The sequence below is a fragment of the Brevibacillus sp. AG162 genome (assembly GCF_006715575.1).
Taxonomy (GTDB): domain Bacteria; phylum Bacillota; class Bacilli; order Brevibacillales; family Brevibacillaceae; genus Brevibacillus; species Brevibacillus brevis.
Map to the genome: position 1 here is coordinate 84,531 of NZ_VFNO01000002.1, position 14,631 is coordinate 99,161.

General features: G+C 48.6%; 16 protein-coding genes and 1 other annotated feature. Of the genes, 6 read left to right on the forward strand and 10 right to left on the reverse strand.

Features of this window, described 5'->3' with window-relative positions; translation table 11 throughout:
* Positions 1 to 92: 92 nt before the first annotated feature.
* From asnB to comER, 3 genes are all read left to right on the forward strand, one after another.
* Positions 93 to 2,018, forward strand: a complete 1,926-nt coding sequence (gene asnB / locus FB479_RS05170; RefSeq protein ID WP_106656658.1) for an asparagine synthase (glutamine-hydrolyzing) — start codon at positions 93 to 95, stop codon at positions 2,016 to 2,018.
* A gap of 118 nt (positions 2,019 to 2,136) precedes the next feature.
* Entirely contained in the window at positions 2,137 to 2,841 is a 705-nt protein-coding gene (locus FB479_RS05175) for a helix-hairpin-helix domain-containing protein (protein WP_142063063.1), read from the forward strand.
* Positions 2,842 to 2,915: 74 nt separating this feature from the next.
* On the forward strand, positions 2,916 to 3,749 hold the full coding sequence (comER, locus tag FB479_RS05180) for a late competence protein ComER (protein WP_106656660.1): 834 nt from the start codon (positions 2,916 to 2,918) through the stop codon (positions 3,747 to 3,749).
* Between the two features lie 92 nt (positions 3,750 to 3,841).
* On the opposite strand, the gene leuS is transcribed toward comER, so the two are convergent.
* The 9 genes from leuS to FB479_RS05225 form a co-directional block, all read right to left on the reverse strand.
* On the reverse strand, positions 3,842 to 6,259 hold the full coding sequence (gene leuS, locus FB479_RS05185; protein ID WP_106656661.1) for a leucine--tRNA ligase: 2,418 nt from the start codon (positions 6,257 to 6,259) through the stop codon (positions 3,842 to 3,844).
* A gap of 131 nt (positions 6,260 to 6,390) precedes the next feature.
* Positions 6,391 to 6,635: a binding site (T-box leader), on the reverse strand.
* Positions 6,636 to 6,674: 39 nt separating this feature from the next.
* Positions 6,675 to 7,424: a class I SAM-dependent DNA methyltransferase gene (locus FB479_RS05190; RefSeq protein ID WP_106656662.1), complete on the reverse strand. Its 750-nt coding sequence runs from the start codon at positions 7,422 to 7,424 to the stop codon at positions 6,675 to 6,677.
* A gap of 6 nt (positions 7,425 to 7,430) precedes the next feature.
* Complete coding sequence (gene rsfS, locus FB479_RS05195; protein ID WP_047072622.1) at positions 7,431 to 7,787, reverse strand: ribosome silencing factor; 357 nt, start codon at positions 7,785 to 7,787, stop codon at positions 7,431 to 7,433.
* Complete coding sequence (gene yqeK, locus FB479_RS05200; protein WP_106656663.1) at positions 7,787 to 8,377, reverse strand: bis(5'-nucleosyl)-tetraphosphatase (symmetrical) YqeK; 591 nt, start codon at positions 8,375 to 8,377, stop codon at positions 7,787 to 7,789. The genes rsfS and yqeK overlap by 1 nt, the downstream gene beginning before the upstream one ends.
* Positions 8,361 to 8,954 (reverse strand): nicotinate-nucleotide adenylyltransferase, encoded by a 594-nt coding sequence (locus FB479_RS05205; protein ID WP_106656664.1) that lies wholly within the window; start codon positions 8,952 to 8,954, stop codon positions 8,361 to 8,363. The genes yqeK and FB479_RS05205 overlap by 17 nt, the downstream gene beginning before the upstream one ends.
* Before the next feature lie 14 nt (positions 8,955 to 8,968).
* The gene (yhbY, locus tag FB479_RS05210) at positions 8,969 to 9,259 is read right to left on the reverse strand and encodes a ribosome assembly RNA-binding protein YhbY (protein WP_007727776.1); all 291 of its coding nucleotides are present in this window, start codon (positions 9,257 to 9,259) and stop codon (positions 8,969 to 8,971) included.
* Positions 9,260 to 9,289: 30 nt separating this feature from the next.
* Positions 9,290 to 10,141 (reverse strand): shikimate dehydrogenase, encoded by an 852-nt coding sequence (locus FB479_RS05215; protein WP_106656665.1) that lies wholly within the window; start codon positions 10,139 to 10,141, stop codon positions 9,290 to 9,292.
* Between the two features lie 75 nt (positions 10,142 to 10,216).
* A complete protein-coding gene (gene yqeH / locus FB479_RS05220; protein ID WP_142063066.1) occupies positions 10,217 to 11,338 on the reverse strand; it encodes a ribosome biogenesis GTPase YqeH in 1,122 nt (373 codons plus the stop codon).
* Positions 11,335 to 11,859, reverse strand: a complete 525-nt coding sequence (locus FB479_RS05225; RefSeq protein ID WP_106656667.1) for a YqeG family HAD IIIA-type phosphatase — start codon at positions 11,857 to 11,859, stop codon at positions 11,335 to 11,337. Before FB479_RS05225 ends, yqeH begins: the two co-directional genes overlap by 4 nt.
* Before the next feature lie 199 nt (positions 11,860 to 12,058).
* On the opposite strand from FB479_RS05225, the gene FB479_RS05230 reads away from it, so the two are divergent.
* From FB479_RS05230 to FB479_RS05240, 3 genes are all read left to right on the forward strand, one after another.
* The gene (locus FB479_RS05230) at positions 12,059 to 12,622 is read left to right on the forward strand and encodes a TetR/AcrR family transcriptional regulator (RefSeq protein WP_142064592.1); all 564 of its coding nucleotides are present in this window, start codon (positions 12,059 to 12,061) and stop codon (positions 12,620 to 12,622) included.
* Between the two features lie 106 nt (positions 12,623 to 12,728).
* Positions 12,729 to 13,946: an MFS transporter gene (locus tag FB479_RS05235; protein WP_142063069.1), complete on the forward strand. Its 1,218-nt coding sequence runs from the start codon at positions 12,729 to 12,731 to the stop codon at positions 13,944 to 13,946.
* Entirely contained in the window at positions 13,943 to 14,389 is a 447-nt protein-coding gene (locus tag FB479_RS05240; RefSeq protein ID WP_106656669.1) for a GNAT family N-acetyltransferase, read from the forward strand. The genes FB479_RS05235 and FB479_RS05240 overlap by 4 nt, the downstream gene beginning before the upstream one ends.
* Positions 14,390 to 14,440: 51 nt before the next feature.
* Here the strand turns inward: FB479_RS05240 and FB479_RS05245 are convergent, their stop codons facing one another.
* Positions 14,441 to 14,629, reverse strand: a complete 189-nt coding sequence (locus FB479_RS05245) for a hypothetical protein (RefSeq protein WP_106656670.1) — start codon at positions 14,627 to 14,629, stop codon at positions 14,441 to 14,443.
* Positions 14,630 to 14,631: the final 2 nt, after the last annotated feature.

Genomic DNA, 14,631 nt, shown 5'->3' on the forward strand with positions numbered 1-14,631 from the left:
GTCAATCACTGGCACTCATAAGAGATTGCGCTGATGGTCGATACATGATAGAGTTAGCAGGAGCAATCCAGTGAGAGGAAGAGTCATTTCTTATGTGCGGAATCGTATCACTCTATAACAAGCGGCAAAAGCCTGTTCAACAAGAAGCGATTAGTGCAATGACGGGTGTCATCCTGCACCGTGGTCCAGATGACGATGGTTTTCACCTTGAAGACAACATCGCCCTGGGCTTTCGTCGTTTAAGCATCATTGACGTGGAAGGCGGACATCAACCGCTGTTTAACGAAACACGTGACATCTGGATTATTGGTAACGGTGAAATCTACAATTACAAAGAGTTACAGCAATGGTTAAAGGACATCGGTCACGTTTTCCATACCGATTCTGATATTGAAACCATCCTCCACCTTTATGAAGAGGTAGGAACAGATGCACCCAAGCATTTGCGCGGGATGTTTGGCTTTACGATCTACGACTCCCGTAAAAAACGCATGTTTGGGGCACGCGACCATTTTGGAATCAAGCCTCTCTACTATGTCGAGACGAATGATTCGATCGGGGTTGCCAGCGAGATTAAAAGCTTGCTGGAGCTGCCAGGATTCAAGCGTGAAGTGAATCCAACCGCTTTTTATCACTATTTGACATTCCAATATGTACCGGATCCTGAAACGATGTTTGCTGGCATTTACCGTATACCGCCTGCACACTCGTTCGTGATTGAAAACGACCAGATCAAGCTGGAAAGGTACTGGGATGTAGAATTTAAGCCCGATGAAAGCAAGCCGTTCTCTTATTTTGTTGAGGGTACGCGCAGTGTCATGCTTGAATCTGTCGACAAACACCGGATTAGTGAAGTCTCTCGTGGAGCCTTCTTGTCTAGTGGCGTTGACTCTAGCAGTATCGTTGGGATGCTGCGTACATTCGAGCCAGTCAAATCTTTTTCTGTCGGTTCGGATATTCCGGGTTACAGCGAACTCGATTATGCGAAGCGAACTGCCGGGTATTTGGGATCGGAGCATTTCGAGCGCGTGATAAACGCCAAGCAGTACATGGATGAATTGCCGCGGCTCATCTGGCATCAGGACGAACCGGTAGCGGACCCTTCTGCCATCCTGCTCTATTTCGTAGCACAGATGGCGAGTGAACACGTAACCGTCGTATTGTCCGGTGAAGGTGCAGATGAATTTTTTGGCGGATACAATATTTACAGAGAGCCTCATTCTCTCAAAATGTTTTCCGGAATGCCTGGCTGGATGCGCCAATCCATCGGATACATGGCAGAACGCCTCCCCGATCAGGTAAAAGGGAAAAACTTCCTCATCCGCGGATCGAAAACGGTTGAGCAACGCTTCTTCGGAAACGCACTGATTTTCAGCGAAGAGATGAAAAAGCGTGTCGTGATGGAAGATATTACCCGTTCGGAAGCGTATGTATCTCCTTTCACCATTACAGAAGAGATTTACAAACGCGCTTCCGAATATGACGATGTGACCAAGATGCAATACTTGGACATTCACACTTGGCTCAGAGGCAACATTTTGATGAAGGCCGACAAGATGACGATGGCCAATTCTTTGGAGCTGCGTGTGCCTTTCATTGATCTGAAGGTATTTGAATTCGCCGCTACCATTCCAACGAAGTACAAAATTGCCAACGGCACCACCAAGCACGTGCTCCGTGAAGCGATGAAAGACTTCTTGCCACCTGAGATCCAAATGAGAAAGAAGCTCGGCTTCCCTGTTCCGACTCGTCATTGGCTCAAAAACGAATTTTACAAATGGGCAAAAGAGATCATTTTCGAATCCAAGGTGGATAATTTGATCAATAAGGCCTATGTTCTGTACATGCTCGATGAACACCGCGAAGGCAATGCGGATTACAGTCGCAAAATCTGGACGATCCTGGTCTTCATGCTGTGGCATCAAATCTTCATTGAGCAAAAGCACAATTTTGAGCCTTATGTCAGCCCGAATGTAGACCTTCGCCGCAAAAAAAATACGCTGCAGCATATCGGCTAACAGCGAAAACACCATAAATAGATTTGCAGACCCTCTCTTACTTTTCGTAGCATCGTTGATAGAGAACAAGTTCTCTCTATGAACGTATCGCTATGTGAAGGACGGGAGGGTTTTTGTTATGGTGCTGGAATGGTGGGAGCGTTATCGTCGTTTCATCTTGCTGACTGCGGCTGTGCTGTTTGTCGGTTGTAGCTATTGGCTCTATCAACGCGACCAATCGCATAAGACTGACGAACTACCGTTGCGTTCTCCTGCTTATGCAGCATCGAATCTGCAAACAAAAGAACGGACAGATGATTCAGCAGCTGCTCAACCTGCCAAGCCTCTAAAAGCGACACTGGAAAAAGATAAGGATAAGGAACCACCCCCCTCTCCTCTCTATGTCGATGTGAAAGGGCAAGTGAAAAATCCTGGATTATACCAATTCGAACCAGGTACGCGTGTCGCAAATGCCATCGAAAAAGCAGGTGGAGCACTGCCTGATGCCGACCTCGTCCAAATCAATTTGGCAGAGCCGCTCACAGATGGAGCTGCTCTTGTCATCCCGGCTAAAGGGGCAGCCGCGCCAGTCTCCACATCCATTGGCCTTGTACAGTCTTCCGCCCGCATGTCCACCACTGGTGCCTCCACAACCATTAATATCAACACGGCAACAGTCGAAGAGCTCATGAGCCTTCCCGGGATTGGAGAAGCTCGTGCCAAGGCAATCGTGGATTACCGGTCAAAACAAGGGCCATTTCGTTCAGCGGATGACCTGAAACAGATTGAGGGAATTGGCGAGAAGATGTTTGCACGGATAAAGGATCGGCTGGCGGTACAATGAGTACTCAGTATCCGGTCATGATCATAGGCACTCCTACATAGAATGGGAAAAGAATATCGGAGGGAGGTATGCCCATGAATAGAATTGGGTTCATTGGTACGGGCAGCATGGGCAGTATCTTGATTGAATCTTTACTGTCAGCCAAGGCGCTGACTCCTGGTCATGTCTTTATCAGCAACAGAACCCCTGCGAAGGCGCAGCAACTGGCAGAAAAACATCCCGGGCTCATTGTCGCGCACAGCAATGCCCAATTGGTCAAAGAAGCCACAACGATCGTGCTGTGCGTTAAGCCACTGGAATATAGCGTGATGCTGGAACAAATTGCTCCTGCCTTAACGCCAGATCACCTATTGATTACGATCACCAGTCCGATTAAGCTTGCGGATCTGGAGTCTCAAGTTCCATGTGCAGTTGCCAGAGTCGTTCCTTCTATAACAAATGCAGTAAAGAGTGGTGTCAGTTTATGTGAGTTTGGATCACGTATCCAAGAGGAACAACGTCAATTTATACGGAGTCTGTTTGCCCACATTAGCTCCCCTATTGAGATTTCGGAGCCTTTTTTACGAATTACTTCTGACATTGTCAGTTGCGGGCCAGCGTTTCTCAGCTATATTTTGCAGCAAATGATTCAAGAAGCCGTTGAAGAAACTGGCATTTCCGCAGAAGCTGCTACTTACATGACCACGCAAATGCTAATTGGAATGGCAGATCTTTTACGCGAAGAAGCATTCACCCTCCCTACTCTGCAAAAGAGGGTCTGCGTGCCCGGAGGAATTACTGGGGAAGGACTGATTCCTTTGCAAGACGGAATTCCCGGTCTTTTCGCCCAAGTATTTCGCCGCACACAAGCGAAGTTTGCCGAGGATCAAGAACTGGTTGCACGAAATTTGAGCAATCAACCGCATTAGCGCAAAACGAAGAAACGATATTTACGAAAAAAGGAGTGGATACCTGTCAGTCACAGGCTCCGCTCCTCTTCTCATTTTTTGCCGTCCTTTTCTTAACGAACGACGATATTCACCAGTTTGCCTGGAACAGCGATGACTTTGACGATCGTTTTTCCTTCGATCAGTTCTTGGATCATCTCGTTGTTTTTCGCCATCTCTTCCATCTGTTCTTTCGTCGAATCAGAAGCGATGAGCAGCTTCTCTTTGTTTTTGCCGTTAATTTGCAGGACGATTTCTACCTCGTCTTCAACCAGCTTCGCTTCGTCATACGTAGGCCATGCTTCGTATGCCAGACTCTCGCTGTGGCCCAGTTTTTCCCACAGCTCTTCACCCAAGTGCGGAGCGATTGGAGACAGCATTTTCACAAAGTCTTCCATGAATTTCTTCGGCAGAACTTCTGCTTTGTACGCTTCGTTTACGAATACCATCAACTGAGAGATACCTGTATTGAAACGCAGGCCCTCGTAGTCTTCCGTTACTTTTTTCACAGTTTGGTGGTACACACGCTCCATGCCAGCCACATTGGAGGTTTCTACGATTTTTTCGTTCAGCTCACCGTTGTCGCCCACAAACAGACGATATACGCGATCCAGGAAGCGGCGTGCGCCATCCAATCCTTTTGTCGACCAAGCGATCGAAGCATCCAGTGGTCCCATGAACATTTCGTACATGCGCAGTGTGTCAGCACCATGGCTGTTGATAATATCGTCTGGGTTTACGACGTTGCCTTTGGACTTACTCATTTTCTCGTTGTTTTCACCCAAGATCATTCCTTGGTTAAACAGCTTTTGGAATGGTTCCTTGGTTGGTACGACACCGATATCGTACAGGAACTTGTGCCAGAAACGAGAGTAGAGCAAGTGCAGCACCGCGTGTTCCGCACCGCCAATGTAAATATCGATTGGCAGCCATTCTTTCAGTTTTTCTGGATCAGCCAATGCCTTGTCATTGTGCGGATCGATGAAGCGCAGGAAGTACCAGCAGCTACCCGCCCATTGCGGCATCGTGTTTGTCTCACGACGCGCTTTCATGCCTGTTTCCGGATCGACAGTGTTTACCCACTCCGCGATGTTTGCCAATGGCGATTCACCTGTACCGGATGGTTTGATTTCTTTTGTTTTTGGCAACACGATTGGCAGTTCGGATTCCGGAACGACTTTCATCGTGCCATCTTCCAGATGGAGAATCGGAATTGGCTCACCCCAGTAGCGTTGACGGCTGAACAGCCAGTCGCGCAGACGGTACGTTACCTTGCGATTTCCTTTGCCTTCCGCTTCCAGCCACTCGATCATTTTGCTGATCGCCTGTTCTTTGTTCAAACCATCGAGCATGCCGGAGTTGATGTGCTCTCCGTCGCCTGCATACGCTTCCTTGGAGATATCTCCGCCAGCGATTACTTGCTTGATTGGCAGATCGAATGTTTTCGCGAACTCATAGTCGCGTTCATCGTGCGCTGGAACCGCCATGATAGAGCCTGTTCCGTAGCTGATCAGCACGTAATCTGCAATCCAGATTGGCAGACGCTCGCCGTTTACCGGGTTGATCGCATATGCTCCGGTAAATACTCCTGTCTTTTCTTTCGCCAGATCGGTACGCTCCAGATCGCTCTTGCGCTTCGCTTGATCCAGGTACGCTTCCACTGCTTCTTTTTGAGCTGGTACGGTAATTTGCTCAACCAGCTTGTGCTCAGGAGCCAGTACCGCATAAGTTGCTCCGTAGAGAGTGTCTGGACGAGTCGTAAAGACAGTAAAGGTTTCGTCATGACCTTCGATACCAAAAGTTACTTCTGCCCCTTCAGAACGACCGATCCAGTTGCGTTGCATTTCCTTGATGCTCTCTGGCCAATCCAGTTCATCCAGGTCAGCGAGCAGTCTTTCCGCATACGCAGTAATTTTCAAGACCCATTGCTTCATTGGACGGCGTTCTACTGGGTGTCCGCCACGCTCACTTTTCCCGTCAATGACTTCTTCGTTCGCCAAAACTGTTCCCAGAGCAGGGCACCAGTTTACAGCTACCTCGTCAATATAAGCCAAGCCGTGCTCATACAGCTTCGTAAAAATCCATTGCGTCCACTTGTAGTAATTCGGATCGGTCGTGTTGATTTCGCGATCCCAGTCGTAGGAAAATCCGAGCGACTTAATTTGGCGACGGAAGGTGTTGATATTGTGCTCGGTGAATTCTGCCGGATCGTTTCCTGTATCGAGCGCGTATTGCTCCGCTGGCAAACCAAACGCATCCCAGCCCATTGGATGGAGAACGTTATATCCTTGCATCCGCTTCATGCGGGACAAAATATCAGTAGCCGTATAGCCTTCCGGATGTCCTACGTGCAGGCCAGCTCCAGATGGATACGGGAACATATCGAGTGCGTAAAACTTTTTCTTGCCCTCATCCTCGGAGGTTTTGAAGGTCTTGTTCTGCTCCCAATATTGCTGCCACTTCTTTTCGACATTTTGATGACTGAATACCATGGTAAAGCACTCCCATCTTAAAATAGGTGAAAATACGAAAACCTCTATCGAGGATTGCTCAAGGATGAGCGATCGCGTATTAGCGGAATGTTTTCCGTATAAAAAAACCTCACATCCCAGATCGCTCTTGCGAAAGGGACGAGAGGTTGTTAACATTCCCGCGGTACCACCCAGATTGGCAAATGACAAGCATTCACCCACTTGTTTCATCCGTATCGGGGATAAACCGCTCACCCTTACGCAGTCATTGCTTGAATGACCTTGGGGGCAAGTGCTGGGAGGTGAGTTCAGATAGATCCGGGTTGACTTGCACCATCCGCCAACTCTCTGTGAATGCTCGAATCCTATTCCTACTTTTCCTCTTAAACGCGTCGAAATCTGTAGTTATAACGCCATTATAGTCAATCCGAACCAATCATGTCAAACTTTTCGGCTTGCGGGCTGAAAAAAATAGGCGCTCACTCGCTTCTTGTGGCGGCATATCCGAGTAATCAGCGGTGATGACAATGTCTGTGAAGCCGGCATCTGTCAGCCAGCGCATCAGTTGGACAGGCTGGTAAGCCCGTTGCCAATGTTCCTCTTCCATCCGCTCGTACAGTCCGTTTGGCTGACGAATGAAAAACGTTAACTGATGCTCTACCTCCAATCGCAGCGGGTCGCAAAAACATTGCCAAATGTACGAAACTTCATCTTCTACATGTGTGAACGTCTCGTCTCCGAAAATGTGCAGCATCTTGTACGGACTGTGCACATCAAACAGAAAGCTCCCACCGGGGGCGAGATGAGCGAAAACGCGCTTGAACGTTTCCTGCACATCCGCTTCCTCTGTAAGATAGCTCAATGAATCACACAAGGAGATGACCGCATCCGCTTCTGGCAAGGACAGCTCCCGCATATCCTGCTCCACCCAAGCTACATCCACTTGCTCCTGCCTCATTTTGTCATAGGCGATCGCAAGCATTTCTGTTGAGAGATCCACTCCCGTAACACGGTATCCCCGCTTGGCGAGTGGGATCGCAATCGTACCAGTCCCACAGCCAAGATCAATGACCCGCACAGGCTTCTCTCCCTTTGTCCAATGACGCTCGACCCAATCGAGCCACTGATCATAAGGAGTATCCGCCATCAGCCTGTCATATACTGCGGCCATATGTGCGTATGCCATCTGACCTTACCCTTGCGCGCTGAAGGAAACTTCCTCTGCGTCCTTCCACAGGCGCTCCAGGTTGTAAAACTCGCGATCTTCGCGATGGAAAACGTGAATGACGATATCGCCCAGATCAACCAGTACCCAGCGACCTTCATCCGCTCCCTCAATACCGCGGACGTCAAAGCCGTTTTTGTGGGCTTGATCACGGATTTCGCGAACAATTGCCTGTACTTGACGCTCGTTGTTTCCGTGGCAAATCATGAAATAGTCTGCGATGACGGACAGCTTTTTAATATCGAGCACCTTCAAGTTCTCTGCTTTCTTGTCCTCTGCCGCCTTCACAACCAACTGGGCCAAATCTTCTACTGTTTTAACCATTAAAACCCTCCTTCTCTCCCTTTGCGGGAAACCAAATCGTTATATGCCGTCAATGTCAACGGGAAAACCGTCTTTTGCTTCTCTATCAAAAATTGAATCGTGCCTCCCAAGGCGAGTGCCAGGGCAGCATCCAAATCATGCATGGCTTTGGCGCGAATAAAATCGACACCAGGGTAAACGCGGTTTGGTTCTATATAGTCTGCCACACAGACGACTTTTTCTAACAGGGACATGCCAGCCCGACCCGTTGTATGGTAGCGAACGGCTTGTAAAATATCTGCATCCGTTACACCAAGATCAGTCTGGATCACAATCGCTGCTGCAAAGGCGTGCCACAGCTCTTTTTCCCCTTCCAAAAGCTCTGTAGGCATATCGTGGCGAACGAGAATCTCGAACATTTTTTCCACAGGCCAGCACTTACAGTAATCGTGCAACAGTCCAGCAAGCTCGGCTTTGTCAGGATCAGCCCCGAATCTCTCTGCCAGCTCGCGAGCCGACGCAGCCACCCCTAGCGTGTGATTGTATCGTTTTTCATGCATTTGTTGCCGTATGCGAACGAGAAGCTCTTCCCGATTATCCAAAAGTCTCATAGATTCGGTTCTCCTTTATATAGCGCTCCACGGCATCAGGTACAAGATAACGTATGCTTTTTCTGGCAGCTGCCTTCTCGCGAATCATTGTGGAGGAAATGTCCCAAACAGGCATCTCCACAAATGTGACGTCCTCACTCGATTTTAGGTCCAGTTCGGTTCCTGGCCTCGCTAGACCTATAAATCGTACCATATGAATCAGCTCTTTGTACTGGTACCATTTGGGCAAGATTTTCACCATATCTCCTCCCATGATAAAGGAAAACCGGCAATCCGGAAACTGCCTGATGAGCTGAATCATCGTGTCATAGGTGTACGATGGACCTTCTCTTGCGAACTCCACATCTGTTACACGAAACACCTCGTGATCAGACACGGCGAGCTGAACCATTTGCAAGCGGTGATGCGCCAGCGTCAGACTCTCTCTCTTTTTGTGCGGTGGAACGTGTGTAGGCATAAACCAGACTTCATCCAGGCCCGCTTGCTCTCTGGCTTGTTCGGCCGCCAGCAAGTGCCCGCAATGAATCGGGTCAAACGTTCCTCCCATGATCCCTACTTGCTTGATTGGCTCTCTCATCGCATGCAGGTCACTTATGGCAGCTTGATCGTCTTGTTCTCCCGGGACTCTTTGTACAAGACAACCGTATGGCCAATCAACTGCACAAGTTCTGCTCCAGCACCTGCTGCCAGATCTTCTGCCACTTGATGTTTATCGTCATTATTGTTTTGCAAAATCGCTACCTTGATCAATTCACGTACTTCCAACGCTTCTTTGATCTGCGTGATCATATTTTCGTTTACGCCGCCTTTTCCTACTTGGAAAATCGGGGTGAGATGATGTGCTTCTGCGCGCAAAAAGCGCTTTTGCTTGCCGGTCAACATCGGCAATGCCTCCTTTTACATCCTGCAAAATCAGGTTGTTTTCTTTAATTGTTGCAAGACGACCTCACGCATAACCCCAGTTGGTGCTCGTTCGCCCGTCCACAGCTCGAAAGCCAGTGCACCTTGATTCACGAACATGCCGATTCCGGAATGAACAGTGGCTCCGATAGCACGCGCTTCTTTAAGCAGACGCGTTTCGAGCGGGTTATAAATCAGATCGCTAACGGTTAAACCAGAATGAAGCCATTCTGCTGGCACAGGTGTCTCCTGTACGTTTGGCAGCATTCCGATCGATGTCGTATTGATCAACAGCGAAGAGTCCGCGATAGCTGCTTCCCCTTCACCCTGTTCTACGATTTTCGTAGGGACAATCGTCCCGACATGCTCAGCCAATACTGCGGCTCTTTCCCGGGAGCGATTGATGATGCGAATTTCCTTGACTCCATGTTCAGCCAAAGTAAACGCCACTGCACGCGCAGCGCCTCCAGCCCCTACCATGGTTACCACTTGCTTTTCAAGAACGATTCCCGTCTCTTCCACAAGCGAACGAACATAGCCCATACCATCTGTGTTGTAGCCAATCAAGCGCCCATCACGAGAAACGACAGTATTGACGGCACCGATTCGTTTGGCAAGCGGATCGATTTCATCCAGCATCGGCATGATAGCGACCTTGTGGGGGATCGTGACGTTAATCCCTTTCAAGCCTAACGCGCGAATACCCGCGACTGCATCTTCCAGATTTTCCGGTTCCACATCGAACGCAGCGTAGGCAAATCCCAACCCGGTCTCTGAAAAAGCTGTATTGTGCATCATCGGTGATTGCGAGTGGGAAACTGGATGCCCAAACAGGCCAACCAGTTGTGTTTTGCTTGTAATCATGGAGCTTTTCCTCCCCGGACGTCTCTCTATAGCATATGGCAAGGGGCAAGGCTAACTCGACTTTTCTTGTTTAAGCTAGATCAGCCCTTTGCGCATCCCAACACTTACGCCTTTAGGTGCATGCACGACAACACTTGCTTCGTGTTTTCCTTGGATGCTGACCCAGCCCAAACCGGAAATTACGATGTCAGTCGTCATGGTGGACTTGTTGATTTTAAAGGTGTGCTTCACAAATGGTGGAAGTGCTTTCGCAGCTTCCTCCCCTGTTGGCGGCACCAGCAAGGTTCCATGATGCTTTTGCATCACTTCGTCTGCTTTCTCCAGCTTCGTCCGGTGGATGTACAGGTCGTTGTCGACATAGACGATGAACGGCTGTCTCTCTCCGCGTACGAAGTCGATACGGGCTAAACCACCCAAAAAGAGTGATTGTCCATCATCGAGCTGATACACCTTGGAGTTGATCCGGCTGGTCGGGGTAATCTTTCTCAGATCAGTCGGGGATACCATATGTCCAATCTGGTCGCGATTAATGATTCCCGGCGTATCAAAAATGGAGCGGCCATCCTCGAGTGGAATCTCGATTTTGTCCAGCGTTGTACCTGGGAATGGCGAAGTGGTAATCTCCAGCTCAGCCGCACCGTAGTCATGCAAGATGCGGTTGATCATGGTCGATTTTCCTACGTTGGTCACACCCACAATGTAAACATCTCGTCCTTTGCGCAGCTCTCCAATGCGATTCAACAGTTCATCGATATGAAGCCCTTTTTGGGCGCTGATAAGTACGACATCCTCTGGGCGCAGTCCGCGTTCTTTTGCTTCGTGCTGCATCCAGTTGCGTACGCGGTTCAGGTTGATGTTTCTCGGCAGTAGATCGACCTTGTTACCCACGAGCAAAATCGGATTTTTCCCGACAAAACGTGGCAAACCCTTGAGCCAGGAGCCTTGGAAGTCAAAAATATCGACTACCATTACGACAAGAGAGTCTGTAGAACCGATGCCATCCAAAATCTTGAGGAAGTCATCATCGCCCATTCCTACGGGAGCTACTTCATTATAATGCTTGATGCGATAACACCGCTGGCAAATGACTACCTTTCTGCCAAGTGCGGACTCAGGTGCATAGCCAGGCTTTTTTGCATCCGCTGTCTGAATGGCAATCCCACATCCAGCACAAGAGCCATGCGATTGTTCCGTCATGCTTTTCTCCTCCACGAAACCATTCCTTTCCTCTCCATCCAAATAAGGGCCACACGCTCCATCTGACGATTAAAGCGCGTCCAAAAACCATCCGTCTGGGCCACAGGAACGACCAGGATCGTATGAAATCCTAATCGATTTCCCCCCAGCACATCGGTAAACAATTGATCGCCAATGACAACAGTCTCAGCGATGGTTACATTCATCTGCCGCACTGCCTGCAAGAAGGCACGGTTTGTCGGCTTTTTGGCCGCATAAATAAACCCGAGATTTAATGGGGCACAGAAGCGGTCTACACGCTCCTTGTTGTTGTTGGAGACAACAGTGACCTGTATGCCTGCCTCATGCAAGCGAGCAAGCCAGTTGATGACCTCCTGGGTTGCATGTGGCCTGTCCCATTCCACCAAGGTATTATCCAAGTCTGTAATCACCGCACGGATGTTATTTCGTTTCAATTGATCTATGTCAATGTGATGGATTGATTCGACGAACTGACTAGGCATCAGCTTCTCTAAAAACACGGGGCACCTCCAAATGATGTGAAGCAATCAACCGCGATTTCGGCACCTACTATACCATAATCGACCACTTGGTTGCAAAACAAAAAGCATGATCACCACTTGCATTGCTCTGTCATTCTGTGTAGAATAACGTTACCAAGAAAACTGTTTTTGTTTTTATAGTTTTCTGTTATGTTGTTTTGGCTGGGGGTTGATTGCAATTAAAAACCGGATCATGAAAGGTTTTATTGAAGAGATTCGCGATAAAGGCATGAAATTTTCCATGGATGATTTGGCGAAGCGGCTCGGGATCAGCAAACGCACGTTATACGAGCACTTCTCATCTAAGGTAGAAATTCTGGAAACAATCATTCAGCAGTCCTTTGAAGAGGGCGATGAAAAAACACAGCAAATTCTCGCAGACGACAGTCTCTCTCTTATCGATAAAATCAAAGGCGTCATGATGGTTTTACCGACACACTATGAATTTTATGATCTGCGCATCCTCGAACAGATGAAGCGGTATTATCCTGAGCAATATGCCCAAGTAGAGGCTTCTCTATCCGAGGATTGGCAGACGCTTCGCGTCCTTCTTGAGCAAGCGATTCGAGAAGGGCTCATCGTCAATATGGACGTCACGCTCATGCTAAAGGTTATTGTCGATGCGCTGAATTCTACACTCGACCAACGTTTTTACATGAAAAACCAGATTACAGTCTCAGAGGCACTTTCCGCTATTGTAGATGTCCTCTTGTTTGGATTGGTACCAGCGGATAAAAGGTAACAAATGACTCGTGGTCATCCCACTAACTTTGGAAGACCACGAAATCGTTTTTTGTAAAAAAACCAATAAAACAAAAATAGTTTTTATAGTTAAGAGGTGTTCCATTATGTCTATTTTTACGCAAATGACCAAACAACAACGAATCGGACTTTTGTTTGTCATCCTGATCCTTTTTATCGACATGCTGCTGTACAGCTTGTTGATTCCAATTGTACCTTATTTTACGGAAATGCTTCAGCCCTCCTCTACCATGATGGGCGTGCTGTTTAGCAGCTATGCCGTCGCGATGCTCATTGCCACCCCTATTTTCGGGCCGATATCCGATCGGGTTGGCAGACGGACCATGCTTTTGATCGGCTTACTCGGTCTCGCCGCTTCCACGTTGTTGTTTGCATTCTCTGAGACAATGGCCTTGTTGATTACCGCTCGTTTTGTTCAAGGTATAGCTGCTGCGGCTACATGGCCAACTGCCCTTGCCCTCTTGGCGGATTTGTTCCCATCCAAAATGCGCGGAGCTGTAATGGGAATTGCATTGACCGCGATTTCGACCGGTACATTGCTCGGAGCACCGATTGGCGGATGGTTGTTTGAAATCAGTGACCATCGCATGCCTTTCCTGGCAGCAGCAGCCTTTACCGTCATCAACATTGTGCTGGTCTACTTGTTCTTGAAGGAAGACGAGACGAGAACTGAAAGTGAAAAGCTTCATGTCGGTGGATTCATCCGCAATCCGCAAGTCATCTTTATCGCTGGAATCGTATTGCTGGCTGAGATTTCCCTTTGTTTGCTGGAACCGACGTTGCCCGTATTTTTTACAGAGAAACTCAACATGACACCGACAACGATTGGTCTCTTGTTCGGGGTCATGACACTCGCCTACGGACTGATCGCCCCAGTTGCCGGCTCCCTTTCCAGCCGCATGAATCCGTTTCAACTCATGTTTGGCGGAATCATCACGCTGGCTGTGTTTCTGCCATTTTTGGCGTTGGCTGACTCTCTCTGGCAGGCAATGCTCGCAATGGCCTTGGTCGGGGCTAGTATTGGCTTTACCTTATCGCCAACCTTGGCTACGTTGGGGGCCATTATTGACCAAGGAGGAAGCGGCGCATACGGCACGGCATACTCTCTCTTTAATATGTTTCACGGAATCGGAATGGTTGCAGGCCCACTGGCAGGGGGAATTTTGACGGATTTACTGCCTGTATCCTCTGCCCTCCTGATCGTGGCAGCGTCCATCCTTGGTTTCGGCATTTTACTTTTTGTCCAATTAAAAGCAAGCAAATCCGCACGTCTTTGCACCAAGGAAAGCGAGATGAAATTTTGAGTTTGTCTATTCGTGCTATTACGAAAGAAAATTGGCGCCAAATTGCCTGCTTGACTGTAACGGAAGGTCAACACTCCTTCATCGAGAGCAACGCTTTTTCCATCGCCCAATCCGGTTTTGAACCAGAATGGATATCATGCGGTCTGTATGACAAGGACATCGCTGTTGGTTATGCCATGCACGGAATCGAAGTAGAGAATGGCCGAATTTGGCTGGATCGCTTTATGATTGATGGTAGCCATCAGGGTAAGGGCTACGCCAAAAAGTTTCTGCACATGCTCGTTGATGAAATGTGCAGACGCTACAGCTGTACGCGCATTTACTTGAGTATTCATCCTGAAAACGAGTTCGCTCGCAAGCTGTATGAGTCGTTTGGCTTTACCTCAAATGGCGAAATGGATGGTCCGGAGGAAGTGATGGTCCTCGACCTGACAAATGAATAGAAAAGGCACCGCTTCTGTCGATAATGACGAAGGCGGTGCCTCTTTTTGCAGCTATGGTTGACTTTTACGTGCTTCCATCAGTCGCTTGACCTTCTCTGTCGGAGTCCAGCATTGGAATCGGTAGTCTGGACGTGTCTCATAGGTCAGACGAGAACATCGATAGCTGGCTCCTCCCGTACCTTTCTCCACGCGAAAATGAATACAGGTCGCACAGCAATGAAAGGCATTCTCTGTCTCCACCG